At 55.4% G+C, this 23,431-nt stretch carries 19 protein-coding genes, 2 tRNA genes and 1 riboswitch; of the genes, 11 read left to right on the forward strand and 10 right to left on the reverse strand.

The window, feature by feature from the left end:
- Complete coding sequence (gene gspE / locus FGO67_RS11745) at positions 1 to 1,509, reverse strand: type II secretion system ATPase GspE (RefSeq protein WP_203300860.1); 1,509 nt, start codon at positions 1,507 to 1,509, stop codon at positions 1 to 3.
- 163 nt (positions 1,510 to 1,672) lie between these two features.
- Between gspE and FGO67_RS11750 the strand changes: the two genes are divergently transcribed.
- The 4 genes from FGO67_RS11750 to FGO67_RS11765 all read left to right on the forward strand — a co-directional run bounded on the left by FGO67_RS11750 (position 1,673) and on the right by FGO67_RS11765 (position 4,232).
- Positions 1,673 to 2,323: a type II secretion system protein N gene (locus tag FGO67_RS11750; RefSeq protein ID WP_203300861.1), complete on the forward strand. Its 651-nt coding sequence runs from the start codon at positions 1,673 to 1,675 to the stop codon at positions 2,321 to 2,323.
- 8 nt (positions 2,324 to 2,331) lie between these two features.
- The gene (locus FGO67_RS11755; protein ID WP_203300862.1) at positions 2,332 to 2,997 is read left to right on the forward strand and encodes a transglutaminase-like cysteine peptidase; all 666 of its coding nucleotides are present in this window, start codon (positions 2,332 to 2,334) and stop codon (positions 2,995 to 2,997) included.
- A 75-nt stretch (positions 2,998 to 3,072) separates the two neighbouring features.
- Complete coding sequence (locus FGO67_RS11760) at positions 3,073 to 3,441, forward strand: MbcA/ParS/Xre antitoxin family protein (RefSeq protein ID WP_238942346.1); 369 nt, start codon at positions 3,073 to 3,075, stop codon at positions 3,439 to 3,441.
- The gene (locus tag FGO67_RS11765; RefSeq protein ID WP_203300863.1) at positions 3,438 to 4,232 is read left to right on the forward strand and encodes an RES family NAD+ phosphorylase; all 795 of its coding nucleotides are present in this window, start codon (positions 3,438 to 3,440) and stop codon (positions 4,230 to 4,232) included. Before FGO67_RS11760 ends, FGO67_RS11765 begins: the two co-directional genes overlap by 4 nt.
- A gap of 10 nt (positions 4,233 to 4,242) precedes the next feature.
- On the opposite strand, the gene FGO67_RS11770 is transcribed toward FGO67_RS11765, so the two are convergent.
- Positions 4,243 to 5,076 carry a formate/nitrite transporter family protein gene (locus FGO67_RS11770; RefSeq protein ID WP_203300864.1) on the reverse strand — a complete coding sequence of 278 codons (834 nt, stop codon included), beginning with the start codon at positions 5,074 to 5,076 and terminating at the stop codon, positions 4,243 to 4,245.
- Positions 5,077 to 5,259: 183 nt separating this feature from the next.
- Between FGO67_RS11770 and FGO67_RS11775 the strand changes: the two genes are divergently transcribed.
- Positions 5,260 to 5,793, forward strand: coding sequence for a demethoxyubiquinone hydroxylase family protein (locus FGO67_RS11775; protein ID WP_238942347.1), 534 nt, complete (start codon positions 5,260 to 5,262; stop codon positions 5,791 to 5,793).
- Complete coding sequence (locus FGO67_RS11780) at positions 5,790 to 6,308, forward strand: hypothetical protein (RefSeq protein WP_203300865.1); 519 nt, start codon at positions 5,790 to 5,792, stop codon at positions 6,306 to 6,308. The genes FGO67_RS11775 and FGO67_RS11780 overlap by 4 nt, the downstream gene beginning before the upstream one ends.
- An 87-nt stretch (positions 6,309 to 6,395) precedes the next feature.
- Here FGO67_RS11780 and FGO67_RS11785 read toward each other — a convergent pair whose 3' ends face one another.
- The 8 genes from FGO67_RS11785 to FGO67_RS11820 all read right to left on the reverse strand — a co-directional run bounded on the left by FGO67_RS11785 (position 6,396) and on the right by FGO67_RS11820 (position 17,768).
- A complete protein-coding gene (locus tag FGO67_RS11785; protein ID WP_238942348.1) occupies positions 6,396 to 6,647 on the reverse strand; it encodes a beta/alpha barrel domain-containing protein in 252 nt (83 codons plus the stop codon).
- 97 nt (positions 6,648 to 6,744) lie between these two features.
- Complete coding sequence (locus FGO67_RS11790; RefSeq protein ID WP_203300866.1) at positions 6,745 to 10,590, reverse strand: DUF3427 domain-containing protein; 3,846 nt, start codon at positions 10,588 to 10,590, stop codon at positions 6,745 to 6,747.
- Between the two features lie 140 nt (positions 10,591 to 10,730).
- Positions 10,731 to 13,115 (reverse strand): DNA/RNA helicase domain-containing protein, encoded by a 2,385-nt coding sequence (locus FGO67_RS11795; protein WP_203300867.1) that lies wholly within the window; start codon positions 13,113 to 13,115, stop codon positions 10,731 to 10,733.
- 9 nt (positions 13,116 to 13,124) lie between these two features.
- A complete protein-coding gene (locus FGO67_RS11800) occupies positions 13,125 to 13,472 on the reverse strand; it encodes a nucleotide pyrophosphohydrolase (RefSeq protein ID WP_203300868.1) in 348 nt (115 codons plus the stop codon).
- 108 nt (positions 13,473 to 13,580) lie between these two features.
- A complete protein-coding gene (locus FGO67_RS11805; protein WP_203300869.1) occupies positions 13,581 to 16,220 on the reverse strand; it encodes an AAA family ATPase in 2,640 nt (879 codons plus the stop codon).
- Positions 16,217 to 17,338 carry a metallophosphoesterase family protein gene (locus tag FGO67_RS11810; protein ID WP_203300870.1) on the reverse strand — a complete coding sequence of 374 codons (1,122 nt, stop codon included), beginning with the start codon at positions 17,336 to 17,338 and terminating at the stop codon, positions 16,217 to 16,219. The genes FGO67_RS11805 and FGO67_RS11810 overlap by 4 nt, the downstream gene beginning before the upstream one ends.
- Before the next feature lie 182 nt (positions 17,339 to 17,520).
- Positions 17,521 to 17,594 (reverse strand) — tRNA-Cys (locus FGO67_RS11815).
- A 98-nt stretch (positions 17,595 to 17,692) separates the two neighbouring features.
- Positions 17,693 to 17,768, reverse strand: a tRNA-Gly gene (locus tag FGO67_RS11820).
- Positions 17,769 to 17,921: 153 nt separating this feature from the next.
- Positions 17,922 to 18,020: riboswitch (TPP riboswitch) on the forward strand.
- Positions 18,021 to 18,074: 54 nt separating this feature from the next.
- Between FGO67_RS11820 and thiB the strand changes: the two genes are divergently transcribed.
- Genes thiB through FGO67_RS11845 form a run of 5 tightly spaced genes read left to right on the forward strand, consistent with a single transcriptional unit; the run spans position 18,075 to position 23,429 of the window.
- On the forward strand, positions 18,075 to 19,079 hold the full coding sequence (gene thiB / locus FGO67_RS11825) for a thiamine ABC transporter substrate binding subunit (RefSeq protein WP_203300871.1): 1,005 nt from the start codon (positions 18,075 to 18,077) through the stop codon (positions 19,077 to 19,079).
- A gap of 15 nt (positions 19,080 to 19,094) precedes the next feature.
- Complete coding sequence (gene thiP / locus FGO67_RS11830; RefSeq protein WP_203300872.1) at positions 19,095 to 20,777, forward strand: thiamine/thiamine pyrophosphate ABC transporter permease; 1,683 nt, start codon at positions 19,095 to 19,097, stop codon at positions 20,775 to 20,777.
- Positions 20,770 to 21,384 (forward strand): thiamine ABC transporter ATP-binding protein, encoded by a 615-nt coding sequence (locus FGO67_RS11835; protein WP_203300873.1) that lies wholly within the window; start codon positions 20,770 to 20,772, stop codon positions 21,382 to 21,384. The genes thiP and FGO67_RS11835 overlap by 8 nt, the downstream gene beginning before the upstream one ends.
- A 44-nt stretch (positions 21,385 to 21,428) precedes the next feature.
- Positions 21,429 to 22,595, forward strand: a complete 1,167-nt coding sequence (locus FGO67_RS11840) for an ABC transporter permease (protein WP_420844508.1) — start codon at positions 21,429 to 21,431, stop codon at positions 22,593 to 22,595.
- A 3-nt stretch (positions 22,596 to 22,598) separates the two neighbouring features.
- Positions 22,599 to 23,429 carry an ABC transporter ATP-binding protein gene (locus FGO67_RS11845; RefSeq protein WP_338039564.1) on the forward strand — a complete coding sequence of 277 codons (831 nt, stop codon included), beginning with the start codon at positions 22,599 to 22,601 and terminating at the stop codon, positions 23,427 to 23,429.
- The last annotated feature ends 2 nt before the right edge of the window (positions 23,430 to 23,431 follow it).

Here is a 23,431-nt window from a genome sequence, read left to right on the forward strand (position 1 = left end):
TTATCGGCCCCGGTAAGTAACGCGCAGAACTTCTTCTACACTGGTCACGCCATCGAGAATTTTCTGCACACCGTCTGCGTGGATGCTCGGCCCCCGCCTGCGGGCTGCCTTTTCCAGGTCCAGTTCGCCGCCCCGCTTATCAATTAATCCGCTTATTTCGTCGGTGATTTCTACCACCTCATAAATACCAATACGACCGCGATAACCCAGGTCGTTACAGTGTTCACAACCTTTCGCGCGGTAGAGAGTCGGCGGCAATGACGGATCCAGTTGCAGGAACTCACAGTGCTCTTCCGTGGGCGTGTAGGCCTCACGACATTCGGTGCACAGCACACGAACCAGGCGCTGGGCCAGAATACCCACCAGACTGGACGAAATCAGGAACGGCTCGATGCCCATGTCCATCAGACGGGTAATAGCGCCCACCGCCGTGTTGGTGTGCAGAGTGGAGAGCACCAGGTGGCCGGTCAAACTGGCCTGTACTGCGATTTCAGCGGTTTCCAGATCCCGAATCTCACCGATCATCACGACGTCCGGGTCCTGACGCAGGATGGCCCTGAGCCCGCGGGCAAAGGTCATGTCGACCTTGGTGTTAACCTGGGTTTGTCCAATGCCGGGCAAATCGTATTCGATAGGGTCTTCAACCGTCAGGATGTTGCGACTGCGGTCGTTGATTTCCTGCAGAGAAGCGTAGAGCGTGGTCGATTTACCGGAACCGGTGGGGCCGGTAACCAGCAGAATGCCGTAGGGCCGATGGATCAGCTTCCTCAGCACTTTCAGATCGTCACCGGACATGCCCAGTGATTCCAGGCGAATCGCGCCGGCCTGTTTATCCAGCAGACGCAGTACCACCCGTTCGCCGCTGGACGAAGGCATGGTCGACACCCGGATATCCACTTCCCGGCCGGCCACTCTCAGGGCAATCCGGCCGTCTTGCGGAACCCGCTTTTCGGCGATATCCAGCTTGGCCATAACCTTGATACGGGACACCAGCAACGGCGCCAACGCCCGTTTGGGCTGCACCACCTCACGCAGAACACCGTCAACCCGGAACCGCACAACCAATCGCTTCTCATAGGTCTCGATGTGAACATCGGAGGCACTGGTTTTGACGGCTTCAGTCAGGATGGCGTTGATCAGCCGAATGATCGGCGCATCGTCTTCCTGCTCCAGCAAGTCCTCGGTTTCGGGAACGGATTCTGCCAAGGAGGCAAGGTCCATATCGTCACCGATGCCTTCCACCATCTGCATGGCTTCAGCGGAATCGTTCTGATAGGCAGCGTTCAGGGCGTGGTCGAACCGGTCGGGATCGATGGTGGAGAACCGTGCTCGGCCACCGCTCACGCGGTTGGCTTCCGCAAGAGCGGAATGCGAGGCACCGGGCCGAATCAGGATGATCGGGTCCCCTTCCTCCGAGCGCGTCAGAATAACCCCATTGCGCTTGGCAAATGTAAAAGGAAGACGGCCCAGCGGAGCATCCTGCTGCTGAAATTCAGTTTCTGTAGTCAAGGTCTTCCCCGTCCCGAAATTCTTTTTTATTCAATCAATTCAGAAAGGCTACCACAGGATATGGACCCGCTGAATAACTCTATACACTATACTGCCAATAATTCATTGCCGTCTGATAACCTGTGGACTTTTTCCGCCCACACAATTTTATTCAGGAAGATCAATGCCCTTTAATAACCAACGGCTTCCTCTCCTTCTCACCGTTATCGCGGGCGCGGCCATGGTGGGTGTGACAGCCTGGCAGGTTTATAGTTTCTCCCTCGCCCAGAACCAGGCAGCGTCATCGTCGGACACGAAGCAACTGGTTCGCGAGGGCCGGGATCTGAGCCAGGCGCCAGAGGTGGATCTGACCACACTGGCGTTGTTCGGAACCGCCAGTCAGGAAGGTGGCGCCGGACCGGTCGAGACCGAAAACCTACCGGAAACCAACCTGCGCCTGTTTTTAAGGGGTGTGATGGCGGCCGACGGCGAATTCCCCGGCAGCGCCCTGATTGAAGACCAGAAAGGCAACACCGAAGCTTACCCGGTAGGCGACGAATTGCCCGGCAACGCCAAGCTTCGATCCGTGCACGCCAACCGGGTGGTCATAGAGCGCGGCGGCAAGCTGGAGAACCTGTTCTTTCCAGAAGAAAAAAACCGTTCGGGCATGAGCGTGGCGTCCGGCAATCAGGATGAGCCAGCGCAATCCGAGCCAGAAGCCCAGATACCAACATCCAACCAGGAACCCTCACCTGCCGCCGATGAACAGCGCAGAGAGGAAATCCGCCGGCGCCTTGAACAACTCAGGGAACGGCTGCGAAATAACAGCAACTGAGGCCACCAATGGGCACTGCCGCTCCTGCACTTCGGCACCCTGCGTCACTGTTACCGGCTCTTATGCTGGCAGCTGCCTTGGTCGGTGCTTTCGAGCTTAGCAGCCGCCTGATGAACTATGTGCAGCAAGAATTCGGCACCGAGGCCTTCGAGCGCCTGGAGAACTGGCAGCGACTGCACAAGCTCGCCTCGAATGCTCCGGTCGAACGCCAACTCGAGCTTGTGAACCGCTTTTTCAACCGCGTTAAATTTGTCAGCGACATCCGACACTGGGGCGAGGAGGACTATTGGGCCACGCCAGTGGAACTGCTGACCACCAACGCCGGTGATTGCGAAGACTTCTCCATCGCCAAATACCTGACCCTGAAATCCATGGGTGTACCGGATGACCAACTGCGTGTTGTCTATGTAAAAGCGCTGGAGCTGAACCAGGCCCACATGGTGCTGGCCTGGTACTCGGAACCCGACGCTGATCCGCTGATCCTCGACAACCTTATAAACGAGATAAAGGTTGCCTCTCAACGCACTGATCTTGAACCGGTTTACAGCTTTAATGGTGAGGGTCTCTGGCTTAACAACTCATCCGGCGGCGAAGGCGAACGCATCGGCGAGGCGCAGAAGCTTTCGCGCTGGCAGGAACTGAACGAGCGCCTGACCGACTCCCTACAGCAATAGCAACTTCCACCTCTGGACGCTCATCGATTTTTCACGAAAATGCTTTATACTGTGAAAAATCGACAAAGGAGCTCTATGATGAGTACTGCACAGCTCCCCAACGAGCAAACCCATGACAAAGCACTGCTCGCCAAAGCGCTGCTCAACGCCGGTAAAGCCTTCGGCTTCAATCAAACCGAACTGGCCGACATTGTGGGCCGGAACCGGACCGGTCTGGTTCGGGACGGCATTGATCCGGCTAGCAAGTCAGGTGAACTCGCCCTGCTCTTTATTCGCCTCTACCGCAGCGTATTTGCGCTGACCGGGGGTGAACCTGCGGCCATGAAGCACTGGATAAACACCGAAAACCGCTACTTCGATGAGGTGCCCCGGCAGCTGATCAGATCAGCCGAAGGGCTGGTGCGGGTTAATCACTACCTTGATGCCATGCGAGGTAAGGTGTGAATTATGAAGAACGCATCTACGAGGCCCTCGAACCGCTGCAGGGAACAGCTTACCGGGTGGTGGAGTCTCAGGAGGAGATAGCCACCACGCGTCTGGTCGACAACATACCGGAACAGGCCCGCCTGGAGGAGTTACTGGAGGCTACCAAACCGACCCGCGCCAAAGGCACCGACAACCTTCACTACCTGCTGGCTACCCCATTTCGCTACCCGCCTCTGAAACACGGGTCACGGTTCGGCCGGGCGTTCGAAAAAAGCCTGTTCTACGGCGCCATGACCATCAACACCGCATTGGCCGAAACTGCTTTCTACCGCTTTGTCTTCGTCAGCCACCTGAGCGTGCCGTTTCCAAAGCCCCTGCAAACCCTGCACACGGTTTTCGGCGCCAGAATTCGGAGCGAATATGGGGTGCGCCTGCATGTTCCTGCCTGGCAGGATCTCCACGAACCGCTTACCCATCCTTCGAGCTATGCCCTGACCCAATCCCTTGGCACCCAGATGCGGGCGTGCGGTGTGCACTGCTTTCAGTTTCTGTCCGCCAGAGCCCGACAGGCAGAACTCTACCGCCTGCCCTACGATGCCGGCGATGGCATGGAAGGCATCAATGTCGCGCTATTCGAGCCAAGCGCTCTAAAGGACCGGAAACCCCGGGAATCATCCCGGCTGATTATCGTTACCAGTCCCGAATCCGTGTCCATGAGCCTCACGCTGGCAGACGGTTCCCGACAGGTTTCAGAGTTTGCCCTGAGCAGTTTTCTGATAGACGGCACGCTGCCTGATCCTGCTACGTGACACTAAGGCGCTATTCTTCGGGCACGTTATAAGCCACCTGGGCATAATTAACAGCGGCTACCATCATAATCCCCCCAACCATGTTGCCGAGCAGGGTTGGCGTGAAGAACTGGAAAAGAAATTCCCCGATACTGTGCGAGCCACAAAATACCCCATAAAGCGCAGCCACGGAGCCAGCGATAATATGGGGGAAATGCGCAAGGCCAATGACATAGGTGACCAGAATAATCACCAACACCCGCGCGGCCTCAGCGAACGGTAGCAGCCAGAGCATCAGCGCCACCAGCCAGCCGGCAAAAATTGCCCTGACAAACATGGTGCCAAAACCATGGCCATATTCCCGAGCAGCAATGGCTTCAAGTGCCCCATCTATTTTGGGGTCGAGCACGTCAAACCAGCTCAGGGCCCCAGCGAAAATCGCGGTACCCAGCATATTGAAACAAAGAACAACGCCCCACAGTTTCAGCGTGCCCGAGGCGGTGGGCAGATTCCTGACTCTCAAAACCTCAAGCACCGGCGTCAGCGTGTTTTCCGTAAACAGCTGCTGCCGCCCAAGAATGACGAACAGAAAACCGATCGAGTACCCGAAGCTGCTGATAATCGGACGCCAGGGCGCCTCTGGCGTATAGCTGTAGAGAAGCGCCTGGGCAATCAGAGAGAAGCCCATTGAAAGGCCTGCGGCCAATGCAGACCAGGCTAAAGCAACCAACGGTCGATTCAGCTCTGATTCGGCCTCACGCCGAATGGCCTCATACACCACAGCGGCACTGGGTGCTTCTCGACGACGAGCATCTCGCTTTTCACTGGAATCCAGAGCCTGGGCCGTTGGTTCGTCCTGATCCATAGGAGATATCGCTCGTTAGGTGGTGGAACTTTAGGTTGCGTTGCAGGCAAGCGAGAGTCAACTGGGAGAACCATAAACCCTTCTGCTCGTATGAATTCTGAACAGAGTAAAGAGCACAGAGAAATGCCTGAATTGCAGATCAACTTGAGACATAGGAATCAGCTTTCGGTATCGGGAGTGAGTATGCAGTTCGAACGGGAATTGCGCTGCAGCCAGGCTGGCGAGACCGGTGCAGTCTGGATTTACCGGGGGATTCTAGCGACTCGCCCCAAAGGTGAACTGAAGACTTTTGCCCGCGATCACCTCGCTGGGGAGAGCGAACACCTTCACTTTTTCGAGCAATTGCAGTTCTGCTACCGGCCGAGCTTGATGTTGCCACTCTGGCGAGTTGCAGGCTTTTTAACCGGCTTCCTTCCGGCCATTTCAGGAAGGCAGGCGGTTTTTGCGACCATTGAAGCCGTGGAAACGTTCGTCGATCAGCATTATCAGCAACAGATCGAGGCGCTGGAGCCCCTGGCATTGCGTGATTCTGAGAGGGCGGTACTCGCAGGCTTCGAAAAATGCCGGTTCGACGAGATTCACCATCGCGATGACGCAAAACACAGGCGATCAGCACATCTCAGCACCGCCTTACGCCTATGGGTTGCACTAACTAGTTGGTGTTGGGTCCAGAGCGGCCGTTCGAATTGCCAGATTGCTTTAAGAGCCGTCCTATGAGCCTGATATCCAAACCGTTCGATGACAGTGGCGTAGAAATGGTCGATGACATCGCTCGATATGGCACATCAATTTCTAAACGGATAGAACAGTTTCGCCAGCGAAGCCATCTCCGGGGTGAGGCAACCAACCCACTCTCTGGCTTGGAAGTCACTCTGGTTCTCTGCGATATCTTAGGCGAAATCATCGACACCTCCGCTCACGAGGAATATCGCACAGAATGTGCCCGCGCGGCCGACACGATCTTTTTCGAATCCGTGTCCGCAGATTATCCCACTCATCAGGAGCCTTCGAACAATCTCCGAAAGTCCCGGGAGCTCATGAAGGAGCTCGGCTCTATTCTGGCAGATGACCAGATACTGCCGGCTGACGGTAGCGTTCCAGTTCAGACTGTGTTGCTGGCGTTGGTTTGGTCGGCTTTGAGCTTTGCAATGGAGTCGTTACCTGCCGAACAGGCTCGTGCGTGGATCCGACAGCGTGTGATTAGCTCTGCGCACCCACCTCATTACCATTGATTGCCAGGCTCAAACTTAATTACCTCAGCTCCCGCGCTGTTGAAGGGCCTTATTCACCCGCTGGGCCTGGCTCAGCTCATCCTTCAGCTATGCCCCAACGACCTTGAAAACAGCCACGTTGCCCGGGCGCTCCAGCACCCGGTGGTCAATCATCACGTTGCCGGTAATCAACAGCCCTGCTCCGCCATCGGACCAGCGCCGATACAGGGTTGCATAGCGGTCGGTGGCGTGTAGCTGATTGTCGGCCAGAGCTTCGGTCATGGCGGCCTTGGCGATGCGGACAGGCAGGACTGCTGCGCAAGGGAGTTTTAGAGGTTGCGCGAGGGGCGATTCGGGCATGGCATCACCCTGATGGTTTGAGTTCGTTGGTTTTCGAATCATGATCGCGGAGCGGGTTATATTTCATTAGAAGAGCAAGATCCTCGATCATGAGGTCTTAATCCGTCGAATTAAGTCTGAAAATCACACTCATTGGACTGCTTCCTTCATGGCTCTGATACTTGACCGGTCCGAAATAAGTAAAGGGTGCCGCTTTACCATTACGCAGCTTATTCTCGCGGACAAATAGGTGCACTGAGAGTCCAAGCTTTTTGTGTTCGATCAGTTCCCGACCGCGCTTGCTTTGAGGCGTAGTTGAGTTCTGGCTCTGCCAATGAAAGGTTTGCTCATCAATCCAATGATCAACATAGCGGTGCTGAACGCCTTTGCCCTGTTTGTTTAACGTCACAAGCAAAATATGCGCATTGGCGTCTTTCAGGAAGACGTGACCGCTTTGCCAATTGCCGGGATTAAACTTAGCGCCGAATAATTCCGGAATTTCCTCTCTCGGGATTTCCTGTCCAAGAGCCATTTCCAATGGATCGATAATCTCGCAAAAGCGTGCGAACGTTCGAAACTGTTCGAGAAGCTCTGGAGTGACAATAATGTCTTCATACTCTGAGTTAGCAGCTTCGAGAAGATATTGGCCAACCGGGGATTTGCGAACTGTCCGCAGAAGATACTGGGTGTCACCGGCCTCATCGAGCCGCTCAATAGCAAGCGTATTGTTGGTAATGGACCCGGCTTGATCAGGGTTCATTTGCTCAAGCAACAGATAATCCCCATCTTGGATCGGCTGCTTACCGCCATTCATGGAGTTACCGGACGCCCTGGCAATGAAATGACGATTTGGCTCTATTCGCCCGTGTCCCAATCCGATGGACCTGTACTCCGGTTCTTCAGCGTGACTGCTTCTGAAGTGGCCACAAGCTATCTTCAAGGATGGGAAGTAAGGCAACTCCGTTCCAGACGGAGTAATCGGAACTACATTTTGAGGCGATTGCTCCTGCTTGGCAGACTGCCGTGCTTCATAGGAGGCTAGGCGATAATCAATTAACTCCTGCACCATCTCCTCGAAAGGCGGTATCTGATGACTTTCGAGGCTAACAGCTGGTTTAAAATGATCGTTTTCAATCTCAAAAACCGCTGGAGACTTATTGGTCCAATGATCGACAGGGTTCTTCTTCCAATATTGCTGCCATTGCGCCGAGGAGCCATCAACTTCCTTCACTGAAGCAGCAATTTCTTGATATAGCCCTGGTCGGCGCTTCAGTGTCTCCCAGGATGCTTGGGCCAGTTTCGAGAGCTTAGGAGGGCTTCCCCACCCGCCCAACTTCTGGAACGCGTCGAGCAATATCATTTTGAATGATTTGCTCATGGCTGTCGTTTCAACTTCCAGCAAAAACGTTTCGTAGCGGGATAAGAGCTCCGTCTCAACCTCGCTAAGATCTTCCATATCTCGAACCAATCCAAACCAGCTTCCGTGCAACTTGCGAGTCTTAGCGATACTGGCACCGAAACGATAGTATTCGGTAAGTGTTGGACGACGACCCAATGTATCTTTCAATACCTGATAGTCTTGTTCGGCGCCTTGGTGATCAAGACCTTTCAGGAAGTCGATTATCTGCAGATCGTAATTGATAAAGCATCCATCTGGCAGGTCCAACTGATTCTTTTCAGCTTTCCTGGCGAACTCGGCTAGCTGCCGGTGATTCATCGCCTGGCCAATCAGCGCCTGGGGTTTGTGTAGGAAGCTTTGGTGGTTACCCACGAAATCCAGAATCACAAGATTGTCCTTCCCTGTCGCCACGCTTTTCCGCAGGCCCCGGCCAATTTGCTGAAGGAACAGGATCTTGGACTCCGTCGGACGCAACAGCAGCACCGTATCAATGGCGGGCAAATCGACACCCTCGTTGAACAGGTCGACAGAAAAAATCACGTCGAGCTGACCATTTTCCAACTTCTCCAAGGCCTCGCCACGAGACATCTCAGATTCACCGTGAACGGCTGCCGCCCTGATTCCTTTTTTCACAAACTGGCTGGCCATAAAATCGGCATGGATCCGTGAAACACAAAACGCCAAGGTCCGGCTTTGCTTTTCTTCACTCCACACCTTGAGCACATGTTTGGCACGTCCATAAGTGGCCAGCTTATTGGCAAGCAGATTGGGGTCAAACTTTCCGTTGCGCCAGGGGATCTCGGTATAATCGACCGTCTCGTCGTAGATGCCGTAGTAATGAAACGGCACGAGGAATTCGCCCCTAACGCCCTCAAACAACGGGTATTCGAAAACCAAGTTGTCGTCACACAACGACAGGATATCCGAGCGGTCGGTACGGTCTGGGGTTGCCGTTAATCCCAGGAGAAACTGCGGCGCAAAGTGACTTAAGAGCCGATGGTAAATGGGTGCTGCCGCATGGTGGAATTCATCGACCACAATATAATCAAAATGCCGGGGGTCAAATCGATCGAGATGCGTTTCTTTGCCGAGCGTTTGCACCGAAGCACAAAGGATGTCCACTGTTCGATCGCGCTGCTTACCCATGTAAAAACCGACGCGACTATTCGGCTTGATCCGTAGGTAGGTCTCCGCCGCTTGATAGAGAATTTCTTCGCGGTGGGCGACAAAAAGAATCCGACGTGCGCCCATTTGAACGGCATCAAAGGCAGATAGCCAGGTCTTACCTAAACCCGTTGCTAAAACGACCAACCCCCTTCGGTAGCCCTCTCCGCGGGTAAAATTCAGTGCCTCTAGCGCTTCCTGTTGCACCCCATTAGGTGTTGGAACTTCCTGTTTTTCATCACTGCCTGGTTCCAGTGACTGTTCTGGTGGCTTTCTCCGTTTCTCGTACTCATCGATCCAGTTGTCAGTGAGCGGCACCACATTTGGGTGCTGAAACAGTTCATCGAACCTGCGGGCAGCCTCCAGGTATCCGGAGTCGGGTGGGAAATCCACCTGATAATTCCATTCCAACCCATCCTGAAGCGCCTGTCGGCTGATATTGCTAGAGCCGATAAACGCCCGGCCCCACATTTGTTGATTATCAACATAGCCAGCGAATAAATAAGCCTTCAAATGAAAGCTACTACCCTGGCTCTGGTAAACACGAACCTGAGCTCCATGATCATGCAACAGGACAAGCTTTCTTAGCGCCTCCGTATCGGTGATATCTAAATAATCGCTCGTGAGAATGCGAATACGGGCTGGATCAGATTCTCGCTGAAGTGCGCTAACTAAATCTGGGAACAATAGATTCAAACCAGTGGTTTTCACAAATGCTACGGCCATATCTATTTGATCAGCAGCATTAATGGACTGGCACAATTTCGGCAGAAAATGATCATTTTTACCGCCCGTCGTTAACTTTTCCGCTGGAGCCGGTGCCTTGTTCAAAAGAATGTTCAACCACTGCTCCTTCCTGTCGGGTCGTTGGTCATCAGAGCGCCACATCCGACAGGCTTCCAATCCTGGGAGATCCTGGATCCACTGCTCGGCAATCGACTCGTTAGCATCAGTAAAGTGCCGGCCATTGTGGTTGCGTTCTCCCGTCCCAATCTTGAAGCTCATGTAGAAAATGCCGTCTGGTTTCAAGGCATTCCACAACCGGCCGATAGCACCGGGTATCTCGACAAGGGGCAAATGCAGGAGGCTTGCACAGGCCCATATACCGTCAAACGAACTGGACTCGTGAATATCTGAGAAATAGCGATGCTGAACCGATAAGCCGGTCTTTTCGCCAGCGAGGGAGGCGATGGCTTCAGAACCATCAAAGGCGGAAACACGGTAGCCCTGTTTATCGAAAAACAACGCATCCCGGCCAGAGCCACAGCCGGCATCCAGGATATGTCCACCTTCGGGGACTAGCGGCAGGAACTCTTGGTAAAGCACTTCCATGCTGACTTGAAATGTTGATTCAACAAACGCATCGGCATTGTTGTTGTAATAGGCCAGCGTATCCTTCATTGAATAGTTCCCTTGCGACCAATACGCATGCAATTGAGTCTGGTCAGGCTACCAGGCAGCGGTCTCGCCGCCAACAGACTCTTGGGATCCACGTCAAAACTTCACTTAAGGATGCAGGACTGTTTTTTTACTGACCGAGCTCAGGCCAACACCGCAACAAACTCTCCAACGACTCTCAGGTCGTGAAGATCATCATCTTCAATAACGATATCTCGATAACCATGAGCGCTAGTGACGGGCATCAAAATGACTTTTTCGTTGACGAGTTCATCGCCGGACATCGTTTTTTCACTGCGATACAGTTTAACGGTAAGGCAACTGCCGTTGTCAGGATCTTCAATAGCCCGATGCTGCACCAAAACTATTTTTCCATTTCGCGTTCCTCCCGGGTTGGCACTAAAGAGGCACCATGCGCCGTTAGGTATCCGTTTGTTCATCGACTCACCAACAACCTGGGCGACAAACTGGCCCGGTCTGGTGGCAAAATGTTCGGGCAATTTCACCCACTCAAAATCTGCAACGGGAAACTGGAGTTCACTGAATTCGCCGGCGGCTGCCTGTAAGTCGTAGAGGGGCACGAAGCCTTCATAAGGGAAAGCTGATTCGTAATCAACCACCTCATACGGGACTTGCAGAGCGGAAACATCATTCTTCTGTTCCGTTATCTCCGTCTCTGCAAAGCTACGGAAGTGTTCTCTGGTTTCTGGATCTGAAGAGTAGACGTAACACCCTTTCATACCCCGCGTCATCAAAGTTCGATAAGTGTTCTTGATGATCATGTCAGCATCCGCGAGGGCACTCTCTCGATCCTCTTTCAGCCTCTTTTTGTAACCACGTACAGACCGATCGGATTTTGAGCGCGCGCCAGCGTTTGTGACCGCAATCCCGTCCCGGATTACAAAATCATCTCCGATAATCACGCCTACGTAGTCGAGCTCCAACCCCTGGCAGGTATGAATACAGCCAATCTCACTTATCGAATCCTCAGCGATCAGCCATTTTGAGCCGTGCTTGTCCAGATTCCATCTTGCTCTGAATTCATGGTCAGGGAGCTCAATATCAAACTTGGCTGGATCCTTCTTGCTGTTCCAATCCCAGCAATACCCAGCGACCAACCGCGCCTTGTTGGCCCGACGATTTTTCTGCTCAATAAAATTCCGCAGTTCGTTCGGGTCGTCAAAGACCCGAAAATCATAGTCGATGCCATCTAGCGCTGTATTGGCGGTTTCCCTAATCTGGAGGACATGATCAATCCACGCCAGATAACCATCAGAACCGTTGCAGCGGAATTGTGAACTCAACTCCAAGACAGTGACGTCTGAACCCAATTGGTTAGCAAAATACCGGATCTCTTCAACCGTGCCGATATCCGAAAGAGTGACGCGCTGGTCTTCATCAATGAAAAAAACGGAGGTTTTGGCGCTAGTTATGAGTTCTTTTATCTGGTTCTCCCCCAGATTGCCGTAGAGGCCAGATTTTTCATTCAGTCTGTGGGCCTCATCAACGACCAGCAAATCAAAAAAGTTGTTCTCGGTATCTGTGTAACCACCAGAACCTCGAAACAGATTATCGATGTGGGATTTCCGCATAGTGCCCGTCAGGCGGGCTTTGAAGACTTCTCGGGGTGCGGCATTCTTGCTGACAAACTGGGTCAACATCTCCCTGTTGGTTGCTTCAACGATGAGGTTAATTGCAACGACCGATTTCCCCGTGCCCGGCCCACCCTTCACAATGAACGTCTGTTTTGGACTCTTGCGCCCTTTTTCCGCCAGCTCCAACGCGGTCTCGTAAACCAGTTTCTGCTCATCGAGCAGAATGAATTCTCGATTGCCACGAAGCATCGAGGCAAGGCTGTCAGCAAGCCCTTTCGACGGTTTAATGACACCATGTTCAATTCGGTAGAGGATATTGTCGCTATCGCCATACCGGATATTGCGACTAAGAAAGTCCGACAGTTTTTTCGCATCACTCGAAATATAAATAGGCGCTCTGTCGGTGTGCTCAGCATAGCGAGGGTCGTTGATAGCCTCAGCACTATCCATATTGTGCAGGTAAGCGCAGGGTTGAAGACTGATTCGCTCTTCTCGGACCGTTTCGTTGTAGTCCTCAATCAGGGCTGAATAGGACCACGCTTGATAGGAAGGATGATTAACTTCTCGGTCGGATCCGTTCAGGAAGGTTCTGACGATTGCGTCCTTGTCGGTAACCTCTGCTTTGGACCATTGCTTTAATTCAACGATGATTGCGGTGTCACAGCGTGACGCATTTTTGCCCGTCAGGATAAAATCCACCCGCCGACTGGTCAGTGGAATCGTGTATTCGATGGCCACGCCAGCCGACGGAGGTATGCCGTCGTCCAGCAGCGCGTTAAACATGTATTGAAGTGAATTCTTCCAGGAAACGATTTCGGATTTTGGGGTTCGTCGTTTGAGCTTTTTCCACACCTCGTCTTCAATAACCTTCTCGATCTGATTGAACTTCACGTGTTCAACAAATTCTGCCTTGGAAGCCGAATAGACGATCACGAATAACCCCTACAACTCGTTATATTTATTGGACCTGCCTTTAGCTTTGGAAACAGGATACTTGAGAGCATTTGCCTCTATTTTCCGGGCAGATTCTTCAGCAATATCGACGCCCAAAGAATCTGCCAGGAGTACAAGATATAGCTGGATATCCGCAATTTCGTCTTTCACTGCTGCCAAACGTTTTTCACTGAGGTTTTTCGAGTCGTCTTCGCTTAGCCACTGGAATTGCTCCGACAACTCACCCGCCTCACCACAAAGGGCCATGGTCAGGTTCTTCGGAGAGTGAAACTGACGCCAATCGCGTTCTTCAGCAAATCGCTTCAGTTTTAGGCGCAATTCTTCCAACGAATCCATCTAGATCAAGCTCCCCTTTCTGATGACATAATCGTTTACTCCCAATTCAGTCGCACATTAACCAACTTCGAGTGCACCGGTCCATATAATCCATAATCAACATGACCGCTAAGCGCTCTGTTCCTTGGATGCCTGAATATCCAAAGGAGGCACACCCAGGTCCTGCCACTTCTCCGGATGGCAGGTAAACAGCAATATCTGATGCCGGCCCGCCGCATCAAACAGGATGCGTTTCATATCTTCGAGGCGGTCGCTGTCACTGTGCACCAGAGTGTCGTCCAGGATCACCAGCGTCGGCCTTCCAGCTTCCCGCAGCAGATCGGCATAGGCCAGGCGGCTGATCAGTCCCATCTGCTCCCGCGCCCCAAAACTCAGTTCGGTGATCTGGCCCAGCTCGGCGCCCCGGCTGAAGGTGCCCGGCATTAGTTGCTCATCCACTTCCAGAGAGGCTTCCGGAAAGAGCACCGACAGGTAATGGTTGAGGTGTTTCTGCAATGGTGCCTGCAGGCGACGTGTCAGAGCCTGGCGCTTTTCCGTGAGCAGATTCAGCAGGAGGTCCAGCGCCTGGGCACGGCGGTGCAGCTCCTCATAGCGGCGGTTGCATTGGTCGAGTTCCGCCTCTTTCTCGTTAAGCTGTTCTTCCAGCCCTTCCGCACCCCAGGCTTCCAGCCGGACTTTAATATCGCGGAGTTCCCGGCCGCGATTCTCCTGGGTCTGGCGCAGGTGATTTACCGCGTTCTGATAGCGCTCGATATCCTGCCGGAGAAAGTCCGGGCGGGCCTCCCGGATTTCCCGTTCCCGGCGTTCGAGGCTGGCTTGCAGTTCAGTCTGTTGTTTTTCGATGTTCGCCAGATCGGTGGTTAATTGCTCCAGTTGCTGCTGCCGTTCTGGGCTCTTTTCTTCATCCGCCAGCCGCTGCCATTCTGTCTTGGCGTTGTCCCGGGAATGCTTCAGAGCCGACAGCCTCGCCTGGTGTTCACGGTCCTCGGATTCAACCTTGTCCAGCGCAGTACCTGCCTGCCCGAAAGCGGCTTCCGCTTCTTCCAGGGCAGGTACCTGCTCTTTCGAATCCGGTTCTGGCGTGACCTGCAGTTGGCTTCTGGCTTTTTCCAGTTCGCTCTCTGCCTCGCTCTGCTCGGAGACCAATTGTTCGATGCCGGCCGGCGCCACGGATTTGAGCAAATCCTCGGCATGCTTCTGGGCTCTTCCGGCGCTTTCAAAGGCTGAAAGACGATCTTCCGCTTGTTCCACCGACTCTACGCCAAGGGTTTTAAGCTGCTCTTCGAGGCTGTCTTCAAGCGCTTTGAGCTTCCTTCGGGTGCTGGCCAGCTCTTCTCCACCGGGTGTTATACCCAGGGTGCCCACGCCCGGTATAACCAGGGTCGATTCTTCCAGAAGCTGTTGCTCGCCTTGCCCGGTCAGCGACTCGTTGTTCAGCGTCAAGGCCGCGCTGGCGTCCAACTGCCAACTCAATCGGGTGGCGATGGTTCGTGACCGGATGGTTTCTTCGTTCAGCTGGTTCGCGGTCGCTTTCAGGCTTTTGACCGACCCTGAATCAGTCCGGTTGTCTCTGGCCTGCTGCCTGGCTTGCTCTAACTGCTGGTGGTAGTCCTTCGCTTTAGCAAGGTTCTGGGTTAGCACTTGTCTCTGCTGCTCGAGCCGCCGGACATCCTGCTCCAGCCGTTCCCGGGTTTGCACCAAGCCCGCCAGTTTCCGTTGCTTTTCCGCCCGCTCGTAGGCGGTTCTGGCCTCGGCCAATCGGCCTGCAATAGCCGGGGTCTGCGCTTCCGCCAGGCCGAGGTCGCGCTCGGCGCGGTCCAGTTCGGCCTTCCGGCCCTCAAGCTGGCGGTTCAAGCCTTCCAGATGTTCTTTGTTCTGCTGCAACAAACGGTGGTTTTGCTGCAGCTGGGTGAGCGTGGTTTTTTCCTGGTTTTGCTGTTGTTCCAGGCCCTCTATTTGCTGATAGCGTGTCCGGGCTTCCTCCAGCTGTCGCTGGGCCTCTTCCCAGGGGCGCTCGGCCTCCGCCTGATCGTAGTCTTGAGCCAGTTTGCCAAGCCGATCGACCTGCTCCTGGTATTGTTGCACCCGTTGCTTCAACTCTTCGATTTCACGCTCATACAGGACACGGTCTTTTTCCAGCTGCAAGTAATCCCCTCGGGGCTTGCCAGTTCCCGTCAGTAACGTGTCACGTTGGGTTCTAACCTCCTCAATCAGGTCATCGCCGCCGGAACTGGCCACCTCACCGACCATGGAGTTCAAGGCCGACTTCAAGTGATCCCCGGCATGCTCGATGGCTTGCTCGATGTCCTGCCCGGTGCCCTGCTCCACCCACAAAAGTCCCGGTATGCCCCAGTGTTTGGCCTTGCTGATGCCTTTTTGCGGGTACTGATAGCCCAGCAACTCGGCCAGTTTTTCTTCGGCATCGTCTTCGCTGTAGGTCTCGGTGCCGACCGTCAGGTCGCAGCGTTTGCGCTGGAGAAAGCTCTTGGTGAGCTGCCAGGTGTGATTGTCGTGCTCAAAATTCAGTTCAATGGTGGGCGCTGCGGCGGAGTCACCCCAAGGGCGCAGATCATCGACTGCCGTTGAGCGATAGCGCTCGAAAAAGGCTGCTCGGATCGACCGCACCAGGGTGCTTTTACCGGATTCATTGGGCCCGTGAATGAGGTTGAGGCCGGGTTGCAGGTTGTCCAGAACAAACGGTTTGCGGAACTGGCGTACCTGCTCAATGCGCATTCGCTGCAGTTTCATTGGCTGGCCTCCTGTTCGCGTTCTCTTAAGAGTCCCGCCAGAATGGCCAACGCATCCCGGGCGGCATCATCTTGTGTGCCTTCTTGCCGTTGACGCAGATTCTCAATCACCTCGCCCACATACCCATCCGCTTTCAGGGCCGCAATGTCCTCATCCGTGGGCGCAAGCTGTAACCCGCTGCGTTCGCAGCGAAGGCTCCGGAATCTGGCTTCCGCGACCGAAAGGGCTTTCAACAGCGTTTGCTCGCCGGCCAGGGTAATCGAGCCTTCAAGGCGCAGGTCGACCACCGCGGAGTCGGGCAAGTCAGTAAGACGCTGCAGCAGTTGTTCAAGATCGGACTGGACCGACAGGGTTTCCCGCCATTGGTGCCATGTATAACGTCCCGTTGGAATACAAGTTACTTTGGGTGAAGCCCCTGGTTCGGACACCTCAACGATCAGGGCATTCCCCGCTTCATTGTTCCGAAACCGTTCCGGCTCCGGGGTTCCGCTGTACCAGGTGCGCTCATTGATCTGTTTGGTGCCGTGCCAGTCACCCAGCGCCAGGTAATCGAGCCGGCTGGCCTCCGCCCGATCCGGAGCGATCGGGTTAGTGGAATCAATCTCTTCCGGCAACAAACCCTGCACACTGCCATGAGCCAGGCCGATTCTGAGGCAGCCCTCCGGCGACTCGTAGCCGGTGAAGGGCTCGGTCAGATCACCGTAGGTATGGCGTTGGGTCAGAGGCGCGCACAGGATGCTGAGTTTCTGGGGTTCCAGATTGATGACGCCGGGCTGAAGCGCAAGGTGTACGTTCCCGGGCACCGCACCCAGGCGCTCGGCTCGGGTCCATACACTCTCTGCCAAGGCAGCATCATGGTTTCCCGGCAGCATCACCCAGGGTCCGGAAAAACTCTGGGTGGCATTGAACACCCTACGAATGGTGCGGTCAGAGACCGTTTGTGCATCGAAAACGTCACCGGCTACCAAGACCGCATCGCACTGATGTTCAGTGGCCAACTGCGCAAGTTTTTCAATGGCCTCAAACCGGGCCTCGACCAGGGCTGCGCCGTCTTCCGTTTCGAAACGGGTAAAGGCCCGGCCCATCTGCCAGTCTGCCGTATGCAAAAACTTTGGCATTTTATGTACCTGAAAGATCGGGGAATTTTCGCGTCATTCTAGACTACCCACGAATACTTTACAGATGCGATGCAATTAACGAGGGGGTTATGGCTCGGGGAAAGAGGCAAAAGTCGAACGAATCGCCAACAGACACAAACCAATGACGGAGTGTCGAGATGGAAAAGCAATCAGGGAAAAAATGGAGGCGCGGGTCGGAATCGAACCGGCGTACACGGAGTTGCAGTCCGCTGCATAACCACTCTGCCACCGCGCCGGGTAAAAGCTCGTAAGGACTACGACACTTTCATGCTCTCAGGTGGGCTGTGAGAGACTGTGTTGATTCAGATCCAACGTTTCATATAAACGAAAAATTGGAGCGGGAAACGAGATTCGAACTCGCGACCCCAACCTTGGCAAGGTTGTGCTCTACCAACTGAGCTATTCCCGCCTGATCAACGAGTGCGTATTCTACGGATTCGCCCGATTGCGTCAACCACTTTTTCAACTTTTTGTTTTATAGGGGTTTCTGGACAAATTTTAGCCGATCTCCCTGTCTGAAAACCGTGGTCAGGCAGGCCGAAGGCCAGCGTGATACAATTCGACCAACTCAACGGGGTGCCCTCTTAAACGCAGGGCTGAGACCAGACCCGCGGAACCTGATCCGGATTATGCCGGCGAAGGGATTGAGTGCTCACCTCGGTTGGTGGTCCGCGCCATGGTTGCTCCCCCAGATTTGTCGGAGGAATCTACAACCATGCGCTTCCCTACTGCACGCTTGCTACTTGCCCTGCTCCTGCCGCTAGCGGCCTCGGCGCAGACGGCAGGCGAACTGACTGTCTATACCTACCCTTCCTTTGCCTCTGACTGGGGCCCCGGCCCGGCGGTCAAAGAGGCGTTTGAACAACAGTGCAGCTGCCAGGTGAACTTCGTCGTTCTGGAAAGCAGCGGCGACATCTTGCAGCGGCTTCGCCTTGAAGGCGACAGCAGTGAGGCGGATGTGGTTCTGGGGCTCGATACCGGCACCATGGATACCGCGCGAAAGACCGGACTGTTGGCCTCTCATCAGATTGACACCACCGCGCTGGAGCTGCCGATTGCCTGGGCAGACGACCTGTTCGTGCCGTTTGACTGGGGCTACTTTGCGTTTGTCTACGACACCGAAAAGCTACCCAATCCGCCGGCCAGCCTGGACGGATTGATTGCTGCGCCCGATGACCTGAAGATCATTATTCAGGACCCACGCACCAGCACACCCGGCCTGGGCCTGTTACTTTGGATGCGCCACGTCTACGGGGATCAGGCGCCGGAGAAGTGGGCTCAACTCAAAGGCAAGATTCTCACCACCACCAAAAGCTGGAGCGATGGCTACTTCTCGCTGTTCATGAACGGCGAAGCCCCGATGATCCTCTCCTACAGCACGTCTCCGGCGTACCATATGGCAATCGACAAGACCGAACGCTATCAGGCGGCAAACTTTGCCGAAGGGCATTATCTGCAGGTTGAAGTGGCCGCGCTGGTAGGCTCCTCAGATCAGAAGGCGCTGGGTCGGGAATTTCTGCAATTCATGCTCACCGACGGCTTTCAGCGCCACATTCCGCTGAAGAACGTGATGTATCCGGCCATCGACCTTGGGCCTGAATTGCCCGAGGTGTTCGACCGGCTGATCACGCCGAACCAGACCCGCTATTTTGAGCCCGCCAAGGTGGCTGACAACCGTCGCGCCTGGCTGGATGAGTGGCTGGATGCCATGACTCGATAACGGATTCAGGTTGTTATGCCCCACCTTATTCGCGCTCCTTTAAGTCATCCGGGCTGGCAGCGCTGGCCCGGAACTCTGCTCGCAGCGGCGATTGTGTTGCTGGCGGTCAGTGGCGCCGGCGCCTTGTTCTGGCAGGCACCGGCGCTTGAGGTCAGCGAGCTTTGGGGTAGCCGATATCTCCGCAGCGTCGTGCTGTTTACGCTTTGGCAGGCCTTTCTGTCGGTCACCTTCAGCGTCCTGCTGGCTTTGCCCATCGCCCGGGCACTTGATCGCCATCGGCAGTTTGTCGGGCGGGCTCTGCTGCTGAGGTTGATGGAGCTGAGTCTGGTGGTGCCCACCATCGTCGCGGTGTCGGGGCTGGTCAGCGTGTACGGCCGGCAAGGATGGCTCACAGCAGCCCTGCAAGAGTGGCTGCCAGCCATGACCTGGAACCTGTACGGGCTGAACGGCATTGTGCTGGCTCACGTCTTCTTCAATGCGCCGTTGGTCGCTCGCATCTTGCTGCAAGCCCTGGAAAGCGCACCATCCGCGCAGCGACGGATTGCCAGCCAACTGGGCCTCGGTTCACTCTGGCTCTGGCGCAGCCTGGAGTGGCCAAGCATCCGACCGGTTCTGCCCGGCGTTGTGGCGTTGGTTTTCACCCTCTGCTTCACCAGTTTTGCCATTGTCATGACCCTTGGCGGCGGGCCCGCCACATCCACCATCGAAGTCGCCATTTACCAGGCACTGCGCTTTGAGTTCGATGCTGGCCGGGCAGCGTTGCTGGCACTGATACAGCTACTGATCTGTGGAACACTCTGGTGGCTGGTGTTGCGCAAAGGGCTCAACACCGCCCTGGTTCCAGACCGGCAACTGTCGATAGGTTGCGCCCGCCCGGACGCAGGCGGCGTCAGAAAGCTGCTGGATGCCGGCTTGCTCGCAGCCTTTGTTCTGTTTCTGACGCTTCCGTTGCTAGCTGTTCTGATCCGTGGCCTGCCAGGGCTGACCGACGCCCTATCCCCAAGCGGTCTTGCTACCCAGGGGCTCCAACTGTTGAAAGCAACAGCGCTGAGCCTTGGCATTGCCTTGCCCGCTGGCGCAATGTCGGTGGTAACGTCGCTTCTGATACTTGGGGCAAAACCCGGCAGCGGTCACAAGCCCGGTACCCGGCTGCTCGAAACCGCCGGTTACTTGCCCCTGATTATTCCGCCCCTGGTGCTTGCCACCGGTTTGTTTCTGCTACTGCGGCCCGGGCTTGGGGTCGCGGATGAGGGCCTGGCTCTGGTCGCGCTCATCAATGCCATGATGGCCCTGCCCTTTGTGATGCAGCTATTACGGGGACCACTTCGCAACCTTGATCCGGCGAGTATCCGCCTGGCAGACCAGTTGGGCATCAGGGGTTGGTATCGCTGGCGCTGGCTACACTGGCCAAGGCTCAGGCGCCCTCTTGCCCTGAGCCTGGCCTATGGTACTGGCCTGTCACTCGGTGATTTTGGCGTGATTGCTTTGTTTGGATCGCCCAGCGCCCCTACTCTGCCAGTGCTGCTCTACCAGCAATTGGGGAGTTATCAAATTGACGCTGCCGCCGGCACCGGGCTCTGGCTGATGATCGTGCTGTTGGCATTATTTGGCCTATTCAATCTGGTCGGAAGGCCATCCACGAAAACCCAGAGGCTTAAGGGCCCGAAACCCTTACAGTTGGAGACATCGGATGCTTGAGGTTCGCAACCTGACCTTCACCTACCCGTCGAACGACCGCACCTGGTGCTTTGATTTTCAGGTTGATCGGGGCCAATGCATTGCCATCGACGGACCCAGCGGGTCTGGCAAATCAACCCTGTTGAGCTTGCTCGCGGGCTTTCTTCCACCTGCCGATGGCACCATCACCTGGCTGGGACAGACCGTTGATCAGCTGGCTCCGTGGCAACGCCCCATGACCAGTGTGTTTCAGGAACACAACCTCTTTGAGCATCTGGATGTCCAGACCAACATTGGCCTTGGCATGCACCCCGGCATGAAACTGTCCCACGAACAAAACCAGGCGATACAGACGGGACTACAGCGAGTTGGTCTCGCCGGCTATGGCGAACGGATGCCATCGGCCCTGTCTGGTGGGCAGCGCCAGCGGGTGGCATTGTTGCGGGCACTTCTTCGAAACCAACCGGTGCTGCTGCTCGATGAGCCCCTGACCGGGCTGGATGAGGATACCCGCAATACACTTCGGGCGATGCTGCTGGAACAAAAAAGCCAAGGCATTACCATGGTTCTGGCTAGTCACGATGAGGAGGACAAGCAGGTGCTGGCGGATAGCCAATGGAGCCTCTAAGCTAGTGATTAACCAACAAAACAATCAATGGATTATCGGCCAACGTGACCAGCACCGCGGGCAAGAAAAAATCGGTTTTCGCGACAAGCACCTCGTCGCCGGGCGAAGCCGTGGTCGTCGACAGGGCGATCGCCATCCGCGGTGACTGGACGTTACAAAATTATTCGCAGCTTCAGCGAACCGTTGAAGCCGCATCGTCCCAAGCCCAGGCTTTCGAAACCGTTGACCTGTCCGGCCTGGATCGCCTGGATACCGCGGGCGCGTCTCAACTGATAACCCTGTTGGGGCCAGAGCGCCTGCATTCGCTGGCATCGGAACCTAATGCGCTCACTGCCGAAAGGTCCGCACTGCTCTGCGCCGTGTGTGACGCGGTCATCAATCGCCCTGAGCCGGAACCGCCGGCCATCCCAGTGGTTACCCGCTTCCTGTCCGAAACCGGTCAGCTCACCGATGGCATCTATCAACTGGTCAAAGCACTCAATGGCTTCATTGGGCAAACCCTTGCCGTCCTGTTCTGGGTCCTCCTGCGCCCCTGGCGTTGGCGCATCACGCCATTCGTTGCCGCTATTCAAGAGACCGGATTGAATGCGCTGCCCATTGTGGCACTGCTCACCTTCCTGGTTGGTGCCGTGGTCGCTTTCCTTGGGGCAACGGTACTTGAGAGCTTCGGCGCGACTATCTATACGGTCAATCTGGTCGCTTTTTCCTTCCTGCGGGAGTTTGGCGTGCTACTTGCCGCCATCCTGCTGGCTGGCCGAACCGCCAGTGCATTTACGGCGCACATTGGCGCCATGAAGGTAAACCAAGAACTGGACGCCATCCGGACTCTAGGGCTTGACCCAATTGAACTGCTGGTCATCCCGCGTGTGCTGGCGATGATGATCACCCTGCCCATCCTGGCGTTTGTAGGCATGATTGCCGGTATGGCCGGTGGTGCCACAGTGTGTGCCCTGGTGCTCGACATCTACCCTCCGCAGTTTATCGCGATTGTGGAACGGAGCGTTGAGCTCAGACACTACCTGGTGGGGTTGTCCAAGGCGCCAATATTTGCCTTTCTGATTGCGGTTATCGGTTGCCTTGAGGGCTTCAAGGTCAGTGGCAGCGCGCAATCAGTCGGTGAGCACACCACCGCCAGCGTAGTCCAGTCGATTTTCATGGTGATCCTGATCGATTCGATCGCCGCTCTGTTCTTCATGGAAATGGGGTGGTAGGCCGTGTCTAAACACCATCAGCTTGCGCCCCACCCTGACCTGCAGAGCCAGACCGTGATTCAGGTTCGCGAGCTCTGCAACCGATTTGGCAGCCAGGTTATCCATGAAAACCTGGATCTTGATGTGATGACCGGGGAAATTCTGGGCGTGGTTGGTGGATCGGGAACCGGTAAAACGGTGTTGCTGCGAAGCATTGTTGGCCTGAATCCGCCAACGGCAGGTCACATTCGGGTATTTGGCGAAGATCTACAGGAACTTTCGGCCGGTGACCGTTCACTCATAGAGCAGCGCCTTGGCGTGCTCTTTCAGGGCGGCGCTCTGTTTACGTCTCTGAACCTGCAGGAAAACGTAGCATTGCCACTGATCGAGCATGCCGATCTAAGTAGACCAGACGCAGAGCACCTGGCCCGGGTGAAGCTGGCGCTGACCGGATTACCGCCGGAAGCCGCACTGAAATACCCAGCAGAGCTGTCCGGTGGCATGGTTAAACGGGCGGCCCTGGCACGGGCGCTGGCGCTGGATCCAGAAATTCTGTTTCTGGATGAGCCAACGGCCGGCCTCGACCCCATTGGTGCAGCAGCCTTTGATCGCCTTATTCTGACCCTGCGGGATGCGCTCGGGTTCACGGTGTTTCTGGTCACCCACGATCTGGACACACTCTACGCCACCTGTGATCGCATTGCGGTGTTGGCAAAGAAACGGGTTCTGGTTGCCGACCGGCTGGAGCGCGTTGCTACCATCGACGACCCCTGGATTCAGGATTATTTTAACGGTCCGCGTGGGCGCGCTGCGAGCAGCGCCACCGGGACAAACACACTGCGGCCACAGGAGTAAGC

Origin of the sequence: Marinobacter sediminum, assembly GCF_016820575.1 — a bacterium.
GTDB classification, from domain to species: Bacteria; Pseudomonadota; Gammaproteobacteria; order Pseudomonadales; family Oleiphilaceae; genus Marinobacter; species Marinobacter sediminum.